We start from the raw sequence: 15,113 nt of genomic DNA on the forward strand, positions 1-15,113 counted from the left end.
TGGCGTTTGTGCCGCAGGGCAATCAAGCCAGTGCAGCACAATAGTCCCACGCCTATCAGAAGGCCGTGCGGTGCTACCCCAGTAGTGGCAAGAGGTTTATTCCCCCCGCCTTCGTGCTTACGCTTTTGGTTACGGTCGACTTTGCCTTGCATCCCTGCAGCGTGTGGGTTCCCGTCAGGCAACGCCTCCTGTTTAGGCGCAACCGTGGGCACAAAGAAAGGTGGGTGCCCCTCAGGCAATACCTCCTGTTTAGGCGCAACCGTGGGCACAAAGAAAGGTGGGTGCCCCTCAGGCAATACCTCCTGTTTAGGCGCAACCGTGGGCACAAAGAAAGGCGGGTGCCCCTCAGGCAACGCCTCCTGCCTTGGGGGATCTACCTGTAGGTTGTTTAGCACAGTTACCGGAATTTTCACTATCCTAGTAACGCCAGAGGCGTAAGTTACTTGTACTTCTACAACGTACTTGCCAGGCTTAGAAGTATCTACAGTTTGCAGCGGAGTTACTTTTGCATCATCTGGAAGATTTGCGATGTTACCATCGAAGTCGACCTGTTCCCCTACGCGGACTACCTCCGGGATTATATCCTCGGGCGCAATTTCTGGTTCTTTTGCCAGCACTGTAACTGGTATTTTCACAATCCTTGAGGCACCTGATAAGAAAGTTACTTTTACCTTTACTTCGTATTTGCCCGGTTTTGAGGTGTCTAGTTTTTCAAGCGGAGTTATCGCTGCATCCTCGTCCAAGTTGGCAATGTTGCCCTCTAAATCTAGTGGCTCACCAGCTTCAATAACCTCTGGAATGATTGATTCCGGTTTTATTTTCACGATGGGTTTGATCATGTTAGCCGCCTTGAATACGGTTATTGGCACCTCGATCGTCTTCATCGAGCCATCTACAAAGACCACCCTAAGTAGCCCTTTATATGGTTCTTTGCGTGCCGTAGCCTTCTTTAGCGCGTTATAGTCTGTCAAATCTTGAATGTATACGTCTTCTGGTAAGGCCGGTTCGGGCCTGAGCACGTCGGAAAGATTTGATTTTTCACCCTCAAGTATCTCTTTGCCGATGGCATCAATTTTGTAGACGTCCGCATCTTTGAAAGTCTGGTCAAAGTTAAGTTCGCCGACCCCGGGCTGCCTATAGCCATCGCCATGAATATTTGCTCGCTTACCGACGGTGAAACCGTGGCCCAGAGAGTTGACGCGTTCTTCGAAGTAAGACCTAGAGCCATGGCCCTGCCCGGAGGTACCGATACTAACGGCACCGTCGAAGGTACCAACAGCACCAATAGTGCCATCGTTGTCGACAATGAAGTGTTGGGCCCGCCCTTCTTTGGTGAGCCTGTTTGCCGTGTCACCAACGCCGTATAACCACTTATTAAAGGCGTTGCCACGAATCTTGGGGGCGTTGAAAGTGTAAGCCTTCTTGTAAAAATCGAACCCAAACTTATCAGCTTCCACCAGGCCGCGCATAGCCAGATGACCACCTAACGAATGTCCGGTGACATAAAGGTTGTTGATAGAGGCATCTTTGCTAAGTAGCTCTAAAATCCGCCTCATACTTCCGGCTTGACCTGGTTCTGTGCCTAGGAAGAGGTTGATATCGTCGTCTAGATCTAGCTGTCCTTTCGTCCCGCGAACCGCAAGAACCTGTACTTGGTTTTGGGGCAGGTGGACAAACTTGGAGCTGCTTTCAAACAGCACTGCGTCAAAGCCGTTACCTTCGTGAAATGACCGGCGCATATGCCAGAACGGAGCTAGCTCATTATGCATTAGCGTATACTCGCGCCTGCCCTCGTAATTGCTCGATAGAGCTACGGAGGGATTTAGTACCTGCTTTATGTAGTCATCTTCGCGGTAGGCAAGCTCCATAAACAAGGCCATGTCGCGCGGGCTGATATCCCATTTCAAGGGGAAGTTATCTTGAGAGTCGATAAGGCCATCCCCATCTGAGTCTTCGAGCCTTGGGTGCGTGTTATAGGCGTAAAAAGTTCGCTTCCCAGAGGTGTAGGTGTATATTTCCGCGGAATTCTTTATCCCATCCCCATCATCGTCGCCATCAGGTTTCAGAGCTGGTTTTTTATACAAGAGCGAGTCAACCCTGCCATCCTGCAGGCGTATTTGCCCAGTGGCAATCATGGCAGCAGTTTTATCTGTGAGCGGCATTTTGCCATGGCTGGCACTGGCAGGCAGGGCGCAGGCTAGGGAGGCAATGAGGCAACAGGCTATGGGGGGCACGTAAGAACGCAAAGGACTCTCGCTCCAATACAGACTTTTACTTCTCGCTATAACCTCTTTAGAGTATCCACCGAAAAGTTTATTTATATAAAAACCCATTAAATAAGATCTTGAAACTTAATTTTACTTGAAATTTTGGCTGATGATCGCTACTGCTGCGGCGCGGACCACATCTTTTAAAGTGCCAAGGTGCGGATCGCCCTCAAGAAAGTAATGCCGGGAAGAGATTTGCCCGTCCGGACGAACAACTTTCAAAACTCTCATTTCGCGGTCATAATCAAACTCCGCAATCTTTGCAAAAGAATCAGTAACTTCCCCATTGATCACGGCTTCGGTGTCGTCAATTATTTTTATTTGCATATCGAATGTAAAGTTAGAATTCGAACCTGGGCGCCACCCCTATGTGTCAGATTTGCGATACCGCTGTTTTCCAAGAGTGGCGCCCAGTGTATCTAGGACTCAGGAATAATAGATACATAACAAAGGTATCCGACTGCCGCTAACGCTTCAACTACTAGTTATTAGGGTCTCTATTTTATTTCGCACATAAGTCAACCCTGGCCAGATTTACCGGAAAGCTCACTGGCCAGGGTCGACGGACAATGTCTACTCTTTTCTAACTATCGAGAAAGACAACTAATAGTAAACCGGTAATCCTGCCAATTAATCAACTACCATTTCTTGGATTCTTCAGTTCAGTTTGCACATAAGTCGACCCCGGCCAGATTTGCGAAAAAGCTCACTGGCCAAGGCCAACGGACAATGCCCACTCTTTTAACTACCGAGCAAGACTAATGACAGTAAACTGGGAACGCATTAGATTATTCAACTCTGACAAATAATATTTACAGACAATACAGAGTCAATTACACATACATATGCGCAGCGGTAGCTGGCTAGGTGATGGTCCAGCGCAATGCCATAACCAGATTTTCCAATTTTATAAACAAAACCGGCCACCCGTTATGGATGGCCAGCTTTGTTGGCTCTAATCTGCGTTAGGCGCGTTTGCGGCCGATGGCATAGGCTCCCGTTCCCGCTAGCAAGAGGGCGATCGATACGCCGGCACCAACGCCAGCCATCGAGCCGGTGTTAGCCAGCTTAGCCTTCTTGGCAATTACGCTGTCCTTAGCCTTTTTCACGGGCACCACTTTCTTGTGGGCTGCCGGCTTCACCTTCTTCTTGGTGGCCGGCTCGTCCTTCTCTACTTCGGGCTTCTTCTTGGAGAGCTCGTCCCAAGCTGCCTGCCACTTATCTTCAGCCTTCTTTTCAGCGTTGTACTGCTTTTCGGCTTCCTTCTTCAGTTCCTGTTCGCCGGCGGCCTTACCATATTCAGCTTCAACCTTCTTTGCGTAGTCGTCTTCGACCTTCTTTTCAGCGTTGTACTGCTTTTCAGCTTCCTTCTTCAATTCTTGTTCGCCTGGCACCGGGGCCGCCGGCTTCTGGATTCCGCGGGCTGCATCTTCGGCATTGTGGGCATCAATTAGATCGGCTAGTACATCCGCTGGCGGCTCAGAGGGCACTTCTACAGCTAGGGCACTCTGGCCCATACCGGCAATAGCTACCACTAGAGTTCCAGCCGCAATAACCTTTGCAGTCTTGCGCATAATTTCTCCTTCTTAGATGGAATTGCGAGCGAATTTTAGGCCCGCACGAGCGAGACTACAAAAACTTCATAGCGTTTTCTCAGTAAATACGGCCCTATATTTTAGGTACTAAATAAAATATATTCATTCAACTCTGGCTATTACATTATTTCGTTTATCGCCCTCCCAATGTTTCGCCATTTTCAGAAGCTCAGCTTAGGAAGAGTGAGAGGTTTATTTGGCAAATTAGTCCCAGATAGTGACGCAAGTAACCCCCCGCGTATAAGCAGGGGGTTTACTTGGGCGCTTTCAAACCTTACGATTCTAGGGCTTTACGCACCCTCAGGTGGGCTTCCCAAATCTCTTTCGGCAGCGAATCAAAGCAATTCAGATGCTCTTCGCGCGCCTCCATCTCTTCAAGCCAACGTTTCTTGTCGATACGCAGCACTTCCTTCAGATCTTCCGTGGAGCCGGTGAAACCTTCAAGGTTTAGCTCTTCAATCTTCGGGACGATTCCAACGGGAGTTTGCTCACCGCTAACGCGACCTTCCTTAAGATCTAGCAGCCAAAGCAGCGCCCTAAGATTGTCACGGTATCCCGGCCATAGGAAGCGCCCGTCCTCACCCCGGGCAAACCAGTTCACGTGCGCAAAGATCGGCCTTTCCGTGGATTCGCGCAAAATGTTAAGCCAGTGGGCGGCGTAGTCCCCTTCTGGATAAGACATAAACGGGCGCATTGACATCGGATCATAGCGCAACTGCCCCTCCTTGCCGTCGGCCGCAAAAGTAGCTTCGGCACCCAGAGTTAGGCCGTCATATACGCCCTCAGCAAAATCTGTTATTGCCCTAATTAGCGGTTCGCGGTCGCGGGTACGTCCGCCAAAGATAATCGCATCGATGGGCACACCTTGGGGGGCGTTGAAATCTGCGGCAACGTTGGGCACGTTCGCAAGAGAAGCAGTAAACCGGGAGTTCGGATGAGCCCACTCATCCCCCTTGGCTTTAGAGCGCTGCCGCTCCAGTGGGCGCTCAGCTATAGGCATTCCGCGCCAATCCAGCCACCCTGTTACATCTTCCGGATACTCTTCGGTCTTACCTTCCCACCAGACTTCTTGCAGAGTGGGGTTGTAGGCAACATTGGTAAAGAGAGTCTTTGTCCCAGGCTGAATTGCTTCCATAGCCGTCGGATTCGTCTTCCAGTTCGTGTCTTTAGCCACGCCGAAAGCCCCATTTTCAGGATTCATGCCCCAGATGCGCCCATCCTTGCCGACGCGCAACCAAACAATATCGTCACCATAGAAGTCAACTTCGTAACGATCTCCGAGCCCATCGGGAGCCAGTGTCATAGCGAGATTAGTTTTGCCCGATGCAGATGGGAAGCCACCACAAACGTAGTAGTGAGCTCCAGTTACCTTGTCCCTAATGCCAATGAGGAGGAATTGTTCAGCGAGGAACTTCGAGGAAACCCACCCATCATAAGAGGCCTGGCGCAAGCCGTGCGCAATTTTCCCAAGGAGGGCGTTGCCGCCGTAGGAAGAGCCGAAGTGCAAAATCGTGCGCTCGTCGGCGATAGTTGCGAAGCAACGCTGATCGTCATCCGTTCCTTGGCCAAGGTTTTCTAGATCGCCGGTCACATGCACCGCACGAACGAACTTGTCTGGATTTGGCACATTCTCGATGTATTCGGCACCTACACGGGCCATGCGGATCATATGTAGGCACACGGTCAGGTTATCTGTTAGTTCAACGCCGCGGGCCCATTCTTCTAGCGGGCTCCCCTGAGGAGACATCAGGTAGGGGATGACGTACATGGTTTTGCCTTTAGAGGCTCCCCGCATCTTTTCAACCTGGTCTGCAACTACCCTATCCGCGTTACGCCAGTTGTTGTAAACGCCTTTATCAGATTCGCTAGCCGTGGCAACTACAGTGCGCTCTTCGGACCGAGCGGTGTCTTTGTAGTATGAGCGCGAATAGTACAGATCTTTGCCCGCGGGAAAGATCTCGCCCGAGCGCAAACCTTCTTCAATAAGTCTGTCATCATCGGCGGCACTTATTACTTCAATATTGTCCGGTTCAGTTATTCCCGACCAATAGCTTACATACTCAATGACATAAGGGTTGGTTATTCCACCTTCTTTGAGCTTATTTGTAACGTCCATGCATTCTCTCCCTCAAAAATCTACATTGATTCGATCAGACGAACTTTTTTGTTCGCGCCCTCTAAGTCTAGGGTAGGCAGGCTGCATGTACTAGGACCAAATACTTTTATTTTTGCTATGAAAAGTGCCGCCACCTATGGCAGGTGGCGGCACTTACACTTACTTAGTGCGCCGCTTTATTAGCAGCACGTAGCCTGCCGCCAGCATGAGCGCAGCGAAGAGACCCGTCGCGCATAAGCTAACGCCAGTAGTGGCAAGCGGTTTAGAAATATCTCGGTTATGGGATTTCGCCACCCTGCTCGGCTCTTCCCCTCCGCCAGTGCCGGTGGCCGGTTTATCACTTTTAGCACCAGCGCCCGCCTTACCGGGTACCTCAGTTTGGGTGCTTCCATCCGCCTTACCGGGTACCTCAGTCTGGGTACTTCCATCCGCCTTACCGGGTACCTCAGTCTGGGTGCTTCCATCCGCCTTACCGGGTACCTCAGTCTGGGTGCTTCCATCCGCCTTGCCGGGTACCTCAGTCTGGGTACTTCCATCCACCTTGCCAGGGGAGGTTCCCGGGTTAGGCATAGCGGCAGTTATTACTGCCTTACCTTCGACTGAGGTTTTCTGATTTTCGCCCCACCTTAGGGTGAGTCTGTATGTGCCCTCATACGGTGCAGCTGGAGTGCCGGTGATCACGCATGCAGCGTTATCCTCAGCTGCTGCCGCGGTGAGACCTTTTACCCCACCTATAGCGCACGATAACTTGCCTACTCCACCCGGATTGACGATCGCTACCTTTACTGGTGCGATCGCCATACCGGCTACTCCCCTAATCGCGGGGGCGTCGGCTAGCGATGGGTTTGCTTTTACTTCCGCGATCGGGGCTAGCATGGCCCGGATCATGTATTCGCCCTCTTCGTCAGCTTCATGGAACGCGCCATTTATGAGCTTATACGAATGCTCACTCTTTGTTTTACCGGAATCCTTTGCAAGAAGCGCTACGCCTTTTGCGGGCTGTTTCTTCTGGGTGTAGGAGACGAAGAAGTCGCCCTTTACCTGTACCGGAGTGGCAAGTTCGATTTCTACCCAGGGATTCGCCGCAGTTGGTTTAGCCTTCATTGTGTGTGGGCCACTCAGTATTTTTTGTGGTAGCCCATCAGCGTCATTTTGGCCCCATATAGCCCACTCGAACTCTGTTTCAGCAACATCGTCACTAACACCCGCTAGACGTAAGCGTACTTTTTTGACTTTACTTTCTTCCTTTGCGCTAAATTTCACCGCTACGGTGCTACCCGCATTTAGGCTGTCCAGTGCGCTAGCGGCCTGCCCATTGTCTAAAGCAAGCTCGCCCTCAGGGCCTTCTTTCACCTTTTTCATAGTTAGGGTGAGCGGCTTGGTTTCTTTAGTAACCTTCAGCGGTTTTTCGACCGTAGCCATGCCTTTAGCTTCAACGCGCAAAGTGTAGTCGCCAGCGGGAAGATCTTTGACTGTAAGAGATTTTCCCTGTCCGGCAAATACGGGAGTTACCTCCCCATCTTGGTAGATACTCACCTTTGCCTCAGCATTAGTTATATCGATCTTCAAGCTATTTACCGCTACTTTCTCTAAGTAGAAGTCAGCCTTAGTTTCCTTATCCGCCTGCGCCTGGGTGGTTATCCTCTTAGGCGCATACCCGGGTGCCGAAGCAACTAGTGTTACATTCCCGCTCCGCGTAGCTAGCCGGTAATCTCCGCTGCCTTCTTCAACAGGGTACGAACTCCCCTCGCCTTCTACTCTTACATGCGCTCTAGTGGCGGGAACCCACGATTCTGCAGTCGTTGGCCCTTCACTAACTGCCTTAGTACCTTCACTTTGCATTAGCTGAATGTCAGCTGCCTCGTGTGCGACTACCTCCGACTTCACAGGCGGAGGAGGCGTTGTTTCACCTGGTACGTTGAAAGTTACATCGTCGAGGTACCATCCCCCCGATTGAGAATCTCTCTGGTCGGTGCCCGACTGTAAGGTGAACCGCACCTGTGTCGTTGCCCCTAGGTATTCTTTCGGTATGTCTACATGGTCAAGATGCCATGCTCCTACCCGGCGTTCTTTATCTTTAGATATAGTGGCTTCATTTAGCTCAAAAATTGTGTGCCAAGTACTGCCGTCGTTGCTGACTTCAATTTTTCCTTGGTCGTTGTCATAGCTACCGTATTCGTCATTGCCTTTACGACCTTGGGTGTTAAACCAGCTTTGGAAGTACATCTGCACGCCCTCACGGCCAGATAGGTCAATCTTTGGCGAGGTAAGCCGATAGGTTGCCTTCGGGTGGCGGAAATCATTTAGAACCGTACCAAAAACATTTGCACCCTCATTCTTGCCCTTCGACGTCTGGGGGCTGGGGCCTTGACCATGGTTCTCGGCGTCAGTGATAGACGGGATGCCACGCTCAAAGCGGTTGCCTTGGGCATCTGGCTCACTCGTCCAACCCTGGTCGGAATCTTCAAAGTTGAAGCTATAAATTTCTTTGCCTTGGCTGAAGGTTCTGCTTAGCACCTTCGAGGGCGAAGACTCCACGTCTCCGGCTAACGCTACCGCGTAGTAGCTATAGGTGCCCTTTTGCGGGCGAGGCCAATCTGCTATGCGAGTTGAGTACTTGCCGGCTTGTTGACGGCTAATGGTTTGTACCTTTTGCCAAGGTCCCCCATCGTGGGAACGATAGAGGGCGTATCCAGTTATAGTTGGTTCACTTAGCGGCTTGAATTCGTATATTGTCCGTCCCTCCGGATAGGAATCTAGATTTATATCCTCGCTAGGTGCAGCTGGCTTGGCGGTGGTAGCTTTTTCAATTTTCACATCATCGATAAACCAGCCGGGCGTCGCTTTCTTTGACATTGCTTGTCCTCTGACGCCAAACATGACTCTAATGCGTTTGCCCTTATAGGGGCTCAGATCTAAGTATTCTTGCTTCCAGGAGCGCTGATGGTTTCGGTAGATGCGCTGAGGTTGTTTTTCCCAAGTTATTTCCCCCGAATCATCTCGTATTTCTCCAACCCAAACTTCCCCAGTATCAAATAGGGCACTTTGGGCGTTATCTAGATCGTAGTAGTGCCAGAAGCTAAGGGAAGCGCCTTTTGAGTCAAGATCAATCGGTGGGGTTAACAAGGTTGCTTGGTCTAACCCGGAGTAGCCTTCTCCTTTCAAGCCAACTCCCATCGCTTTTTCTCCCGAGTGGGCACCCACTGCCTTCGGGGGCTTACCCCACTTCCACATGGGGGTTTTGCCACCATATTCGAATCCGTCAGCACCGGCCTCGAAATCTTCCTTATAGCCGATGCCAACCCCGCTCTTTATCGAGACCTCGTAATCTTTTGTCACCGCTTCCTTGCCAGTGCGATCTTTGGCGCCTAGCCTGTAGGTGAGCAAGTCGGATTTAAGGTCCGCTTCTGTAATTTCTGTTTCGTAGCGGCCATTCTTTTTATTACCCTGAACGAGCTTTAGGCTGCGGCGTTCCCACTTATCCTGCCCACCGCGGCGCACTTCAACCCAGGCCTGGGAAAGACCGGTGTCGTCTGATATTTGCCCGCTAAAGGTTGCCGCTGCTCCCCTGTAGAAGTTCTTCAGCGGCGTGTGGGTGATAGTTGGGGCGGATTTGTCGCTGCCGGGAACGTATACTTTCCCGCTTACTTTAGCTACATTTTTACCGTCGAGGGCGGTTTGTACTGCCAAAGCGGCGTTGACTTTACCGGCCCCGTAACCGTGATTTGGGGAGGTAACGTAGGTCTCGTCTACCAGCGGTGTAGCTGACGAGAGAAGAGTTTGCTCAAGTTGATCAGTATTTAGTTTCGGGTTAGCTGACAATACGAGAGCGGCAACTCCACTCACGTGCGGAGCTGCCATAGATGTACCAGTGTGGAGCACATATTTGCCCCCGGGGGCCGAGGAGCGAATATTTACGCCCGGCGCGACGATATCCGGCTTTGCTTTATCAGTGAACTTTGAAGGCCCACGCAAAGAAAACTTTGCTACTTTATCGTCCTTGCGGATTGCTCCTACTGCGAACGCTTCCGGGAAGGAAGCCGGCGTACCGATGGAGCCTTCTCCCCCGTTATTGGAGGCCGAGCGGTTGCCGGCAGAAAAAACCGGCAATATTCCAGCGCTGCGCCATTGCTTTAACACGGGGCGGAAGAATTCGCTTTGGGAACTACCTCCCCAGGAACTATTTATAATGCGAGGCGCAAGTTCTGGATGGGCGACGCCTTTCGAATCCTTGGGGGCTAGCATCCACTGTGCCGCGTCGAGAAGACGGTCATCACTGGTTTCGCCGTTATCGTCAAATACGCGCGCGCCAATCCATTTTGCACCCGGCGCGACCCCAGTGTGCGAGCCCAGGATAGTGCCGGTAACGTGAGTGCCGTGCCCGCGTTTATCTACTGGCTTGTTACTTGCCCCTAACGCGTCATACCAGCTTGCAGCTTTATCCCCAGTGTTTCCGCGCCAGGAGGCCGAAATCTCTGGGTGGCTCAGGTCGACGCCGGAGTCGATAACCCCTACTACGACACCTTTGCCGCCGTATTTGTCTTGGAGTTCTTTACTTACGCCCGCAGCGCGGATGTTCCAGGGGATGTGCGTACTTGTTGAACGATCCTGGCGGGCTTTTTCGTCTTTTACTGGGTCTAGTTTGCGCTTAGCATTGACAGTTATCTTTTCGACTTCCTCAAGTTTAGCTACTTGAGTCAAGAGAGACTTTTTCGCTGTGACAGCAACAGCATTCACCACGAAGTATGGCTTGATATTTTTTGCCTTACCATTTTTCAACTGCTCAACGAGGCGACGCTGACTATGCTGAGTTTTCTGACGCAGCTTGTTGACGTGTCCGATCTTTTCTGCTGGAGCCTCGGAACGAACCGGTGGGGTGGGGTTGTCTTTCAGTTTGATGATAGCTTTTACTTCCCTACCACCGCCGCCGGCTATCTGCCCATCGATTGGGGCTGCGTAGACGGAACCTATTGGAAGTAGCGTAGTTACGAGTGTTGTACTAGCAGCCATTGCTAGCACCGTTTTTATACGCACTTTCTTCTCCTCCTTCTGTGTAATCACTTTGAAGAACCCCTTTAAGCTACCTAAAGCGCCAGCGCGATTGGGAATCTAAAAACTTGGGGTAAATCGGCAATATAACGGGCAAATTTTCCTTTTATAAAGCCGTGAAAATCCTATTAATTGACTACGAAAACCGATGTTAGCACAAAGTAGGTTAGGGTAGCCTAACCTACATGCGACATAGTCTGAAGACAACGCTGCTTGCAGTAAGTATCGGCGTACTTGCTACCACCACACTCACCGGTATCACGAGCGCCGGAAACCTTGAAGACGTACTCATAACATTCGCCGACAATGCCTCCGACCGGCATATCCCACAGGCTAGAGCCGCCCTCGGCAATAACGCACCTCAGGCGGCAGTTGCACTAAAAGACGCACGGCTACTTGCCCAAGCAAGCCAGAAGGAGGCACTTACCATCTTGCGCGCAGACAGTGCCACTAAATCCCTCACCATCCTTCCGATCTCCAACACCATCGCGGTAAAGACGACCAAAGCCACCCTAGACAAAGTGAAAAGACTTTCGAAGTAGACCAGATCACCCCAAATAGAAAGCTTCAACCCGTCACTCCCGCCAAAACAGCCTCGGCGTTGAACAGCCGTGCAAGCTCCGGCCCAGACAGTTAAATAGAAGAAAACCTAAAGAGCATACGTGCCAATAAAGTCTGGAAAGAGGGTATTACCGGAAAAGGCGTAACAATCGGACTCATAGACCAAGGCGAAGACCATGCCCACCCCGCATTGCGACACAAGTTCAGAGGTTACAACCCAGCTACCGGCAAAACACGCTGAAAGGCAACTACCTAGACCTAGTAAAAACCGGCAAAACAGATACCCACGGAACCCACGTCGCCGGAATCATAGTCGGTTCTGAGCCAAGGCGGACAGGACAAGTAAATCGTATAGGTGTAGCCCCGGACGGAGATGCCACCCGCGCTCCTAAAATCATTAACCAATCCTGGTCTGACGGCACGAATAAGACTGACCCCAGGTTTACAGAAACAGCTAAAACCATCCGCGAAGCTGGAATCCTCAACGTCTTCAGCTCAGGCAACAACGGAGTCAAGGCTGCCCCAGAAGGATCAATCGACAACCCCGCCTCCCTAAGTGAAGTCTTTGCCGTCGGAGCTTCCGACAACAGCGCGAATCCTGCCTCATTTTCCCGGCGCGGACCAAGCAAGTGGAAAAAACCATCATCAAACCTGACGTGCTCGCCCCTGGCGTGCAAATCCGGTCCGCCTCCCCAGGCGGTAGCAGCCGCAAGCCGGAAACCTCAAGGTAAAACAATAAGAATTAGTGGAACTATAACCACCAATGCCAAACCCGCAGCACTAAAAGCCTCCCTAGTAGTGCCGCCTGTCGGCTATGTTGGTAGAGACCCGCCCATAGAAATTAACGGAGACGAGAAAAACCAGATCGCCAAAACAAGTTTGACCCTAGCTGACAACAACGGGATTGTAGAACACGGAGGGAAGGTCATCCCAGCCGAAAAGATCACCAAAGCTGGTACCTACCAGCTAACGCTGACCGCCCATAGCGGAACGGGTGGGACTTACAAGGCCAACACCTCAGTAGAAATCAAAGATGGAATAATCCCTGGCGAGTATGCCAACGACCTTGAAGAACTCCAAGCAGGCATTGACACTGCCGGTGATTTTCATATTGCCACCGCCAATTTGCAAACTGACCCTGAGCCCCTTAGCGGGAAGAAACTACTAGGTTTAAATCCGAGCAAAGTAGGCATGGGTAACGCCGAAAAGTCAACTTTCACTCTCCCTCCAATAGATCTAAGAGGAGTAAAACCAGAAGAACTGCCAGAGCTGGTCTTTTCAAAGCATGCAAACTGGGAGGCCAGAGTTTTAGGCTTCCAAGTCGAAATCGACCAAAAAACGAAAAAATCCTCAACTACCCCACCGCGTTAAACACAAAAGGTTGGCTAACCCGGCGCATAGACCTGAGTAAATATGCCGGAAAAATTGTCGACGTTTTCGGTTTCATCTTAGTTGGCGGCGCCGTGGCAGGATATGGCTACTACCTAGACGACATTACTGTGACGCTGAAAAGCGAATATCTCCAGGCAACCCATCCTCCTCTGCCGCCCGCATAAACTGACTCAAGCGTTACCTGAGGGCGAAACCAAACCAATTAGGGCGAACAAAAAAGATACCGCCAGTGGAAAACAAGCACAACGCGGGCCTGATGGCTACTATGGTATCGACCTCGCCCCAGGTAAACACGAACTACTAGTAGGTGCCCCCGGGTGTCAGACCGAAAAACGAATAATTCATCTAGAAGAAGACCGCACCCTAAACTTCTCTTTAGAGCCTGCCAAGGAGGAACGCCACGAAGAGCACCAGGAAAAAACAACTACCGGGCAGAAAATCTATCTATTACGACAATAACAATCTCCTTGGGGCACAATACTGCATTCCAAAACCGCCAACGGCGTAGCAATCGACATCGATGCTCCCATCGGCTCCAAACTTAGTGCGGTTTACTTCTACGCTGCCGGGAACAACCCCTATCTCAAGGATGGCCAGCTTGAACTATCCGTAAAAACAGTAAATGAGTTGGGGCGTCTAATCTACCTAGTGGCACCCCGCAAAGTTCAAGCTAAAGCTTTCTGCCAGTGTTGAGAAGATCTATTCGGGGGCATTCAAAAATGCGACGATCACCGAACTAGATCTGCCCGCTGGCCTCACCCATATCGGAGACAATGCCTTCATGTACAACCGCAAACTAAAGCAGCTTATTATTCCCAACACTGTCCAGAGCATTGGAAGAGTATCATTCCAGGAAGCTGAAACGCTCACAGAACTGAAGTTGCCCCGCAATACAAAATTCACCCAGATTGGAGCTCTAGCCTTCTCTAAGGCGAAATCTTTGACAAAAGTTGAGATTCCTCCAGCAGTAACCATTGTCAAAGCTAATGCTTTCGCGCGCAGTAGCCTAAAGAAACTCATTTTGCATGAAGGCTTAGATTCTATCTAGGACAACGCGTTCGTAGGCAACAAACTGGAGTACATTACGCTGCCGGATACGATAACTGAAATATCGTATTCAGCTTCCGAGTCGAACCATTTCAAAGAGTCGAATTTGCCCGCACGGCTTCAGAAGATCGGTTCGAGTGATTTTGAGTCAAACCAGTTGACACGACACAAACTACATCTAATTGTGTAAAGATACGCTGAAACTTCCACCACACCTTCTCCCAATCAACACCAGTACGAAAAAACACCCCATACAAGAAAAACAATAAACATATAACCAGTAAGCCTGCAGGTATAATTATCGAATCCCTATTATGGTTCGGATCAGCAGGATCATAATAAGCAATATTAGCCCCTAACACAAAACACATTAATGGAATACACACTATAGTGATTGGAAGAGCTATTTTACGGTTACTAGCGTTCTGGGCTGATCCGGATAATCAGACATACGCTTCAGCAACTGCTGGCCCACCGAACCAAGGTTGCCAGCACCAAAATCAATCCCACCCCCCACATCAATAGCAGAATGCTCCCTCTTATTCTCCTTAACTCCAGCCCTATGCAGTTCGTAATAGGCTTCCCCCCTATAAGAACGGTAATCGTAATCGTTAGTGCCCGAAGACATGCCGTCCTGCCCCATCACGCACCCTCACCATCCGGCTTCTCGGCTACCTGTATGCCCAGACGGCGCCGATACTCATCCACCGGGGCAGTCCACTCTGCAGGCAAATGCGCCAAAGTCCGAATACGCTCCAACTCATCAGGAAAACGCACATAATAATTCCAATGATCCGCAACCACATCATGCGCCAAACGAACCCTATGAGCTTGAGCCCACTCCTCATAGTCCGGAGCATCTTCCCCCTTCCCCTGCAACATAAACGCTCGCTTATCCAACTCCACCAACAGCCGAATCAACACCAACGTAAAATCAAAACGCACATAATTCAGCCGAATACGCTTCTTACCCGCATACAAAAAATACCTCTCCACACCCCCATCAAAATGAGTCACCTCATCAAAACGAACCTCCTTATAATAAAAAGGCCCAAACCGCCACCACACCTTCTCCCAATCAACACC

At 50.7% G+C, this 15,113-nt stretch carries 9 protein-coding genes and 3 pseudogenes; 5 read left to right on the plus strand and 7 right to left on the minus strand.

The genetic code is table 11. The features are described 5' to 3' along the window. The 5 genes from G437_RS0110045 to G437_RS0110065 form a co-directional block, all read right to left on the minus strand. On the minus strand, window positions 1-2,162 hold a 2,162-nt coding region (locus G437_RS0110045), incomplete at its 3' end, for a Rib/alpha-like domain-containing protein (RefSeq protein WP_024332420.1). Between the two features lie 195 nt (window positions 2,163-2,357). Continuing rightward, window positions 2,358-2,594, minus strand: coding sequence for a hypothetical protein (locus tag G437_RS0110050; protein ID WP_024332421.1), 237 nt, complete (start codon window positions 2,592-2,594; stop codon window positions 2,358-2,360). Between the two features lie 638 nt (window positions 2,595-3,232). After that, window positions 3,233-3,841 carry a hypothetical protein gene (locus tag G437_RS0110055; protein WP_024332422.1) on the minus strand — a complete coding sequence of 203 codons (609 nt, stop codon included), beginning with the start codon at window positions 3,839-3,841 and terminating at the stop codon, window positions 3,233-3,235. Between the two features lie 295 nt (window positions 3,842-4,136). Continuing rightward, the gene (locus G437_RS0110060; RefSeq protein ID WP_024332423.1) at window positions 4,137-5,978 is read right to left on the minus strand and encodes a phosphoenolpyruvate carboxykinase (GTP); all 1,842 of its coding nucleotides are present in this window, start codon (window positions 5,976-5,978) and stop codon (window positions 4,137-4,139) included. Between the two features lie 159 nt (window positions 5,979-6,137). Beyond that, window positions 6,138-11,039 (minus strand): S8 family serine peptidase, encoded by a 4,902-nt coding sequence (locus G437_RS0110065; RefSeq protein ID WP_024332424.1) that lies wholly within the window; start codon window positions 11,037-11,039, stop codon window positions 6,138-6,140. 173 nt (window positions 11,040-11,212) lie between these two features. Here G437_RS0110065 and G437_RS0110070 point away from each other — a divergent pair, with 173 nt between their 5' ends. From G437_RS0110070 to G437_RS11675, 5 genes and pseudogenes are all read left to right on the plus strand, one after another. Further along, window positions 11,213-11,569 carry a hypothetical protein gene (locus G437_RS0110070; RefSeq protein WP_024332425.1) on the plus strand — a complete coding sequence of 119 codons (357 nt, stop codon included), beginning with the start codon at window positions 11,213-11,215 and terminating at the stop codon, window positions 11,567-11,569. A gap of 415 nt (window positions 11,570-11,984) precedes the next feature. Further along, window positions 11,985-12,206 (plus strand): annotated as a pseudogene (locus G437_RS11670) (S8 family serine peptidase); the annotation flags it as partial. Between the two features lie 180 nt (window positions 12,207-12,386). Next, window positions 12,387-12,959: a hypothetical protein gene (locus tag G437_RS11590; protein WP_024332426.1), complete on the plus strand. Its 573-nt coding sequence runs from the start codon at window positions 12,387-12,389 to the stop codon at window positions 12,957-12,959. 718 nt (window positions 12,960-13,677) lie between these two features. Beyond that, window positions 13,678-14,028: a leucine-rich repeat domain-containing protein gene (locus G437_RS10720; protein WP_081638957.1), complete on the plus strand. Its 351-nt coding sequence runs from the start codon at window positions 13,678-13,680 to the stop codon at window positions 14,026-14,028. 15 nt (window positions 14,029-14,043) lie between these two features. Next, a pseudogene (locus G437_RS11675) lies at window positions 14,044-14,217 on the plus strand (leucine-rich repeat domain-containing protein); the annotation flags it as partial. 213 nt (window positions 14,218-14,430) lie between these two features. Here G437_RS11675 and G437_RS0110085 read toward each other — a convergent pair. Together G437_RS0110085 and G437_RS0110090 are read right to left on the minus strand one after the other, a co-directional pair. After that, complete coding sequence (locus G437_RS0110085) at window positions 14,431-14,673, minus strand: hypothetical protein (protein WP_141752260.1); 243 nt, start codon at window positions 14,671-14,673, stop codon at window positions 14,431-14,433. Continuing rightward, window positions 14,670-15,113: pseudogene (locus tag G437_RS0110090) on the minus strand (hypothetical protein); the annotation flags it as partial. The pseudogene G437_RS0110090 and the gene G437_RS0110085, both read right to left, overlap by 4 nt.

Origin of the sequence: Winkia neuii subsp. neuii DSM 8576 (assembly GCF_000420405.1) — a bacterium.
Classification (GTDB): domain Bacteria; phylum Actinomycetota; class Actinomycetes; order Actinomycetales; family Actinomycetaceae; genus Winkia; species Winkia neuii.

Bases quoted from the DNA above. Each gene is read 5' to 3' on its own strand.
- G437_RS0110050 (WP_024332421.1), bottom strand. From the start codon at position 2,594: ATGCAAATAAAAATAATTGACGACACCGAAGCCGTGATCAATGGGGAA.
- G437_RS0110055 (WP_024332422.1), bottom strand. From the start codon at position 3,841: ATGCGCAAGACTGCAAAGGTTATTGCGGCTGGAACTCTAGTGGTAGCT.
- G437_RS0110060 (WP_024332423.1), bottom strand. From the start codon at position 5,978: ATGGACGTTACAAATAAGCTCAAAGAAGGTGGAATAACCAACCCTTAT.
- G437_RS0110070 (WP_024332425.1), top strand. From the start codon at position 11,213: ATGCGACATAGTCTGAAGACAACGCTGCTTGCAGTAAGTATCGGCGTA.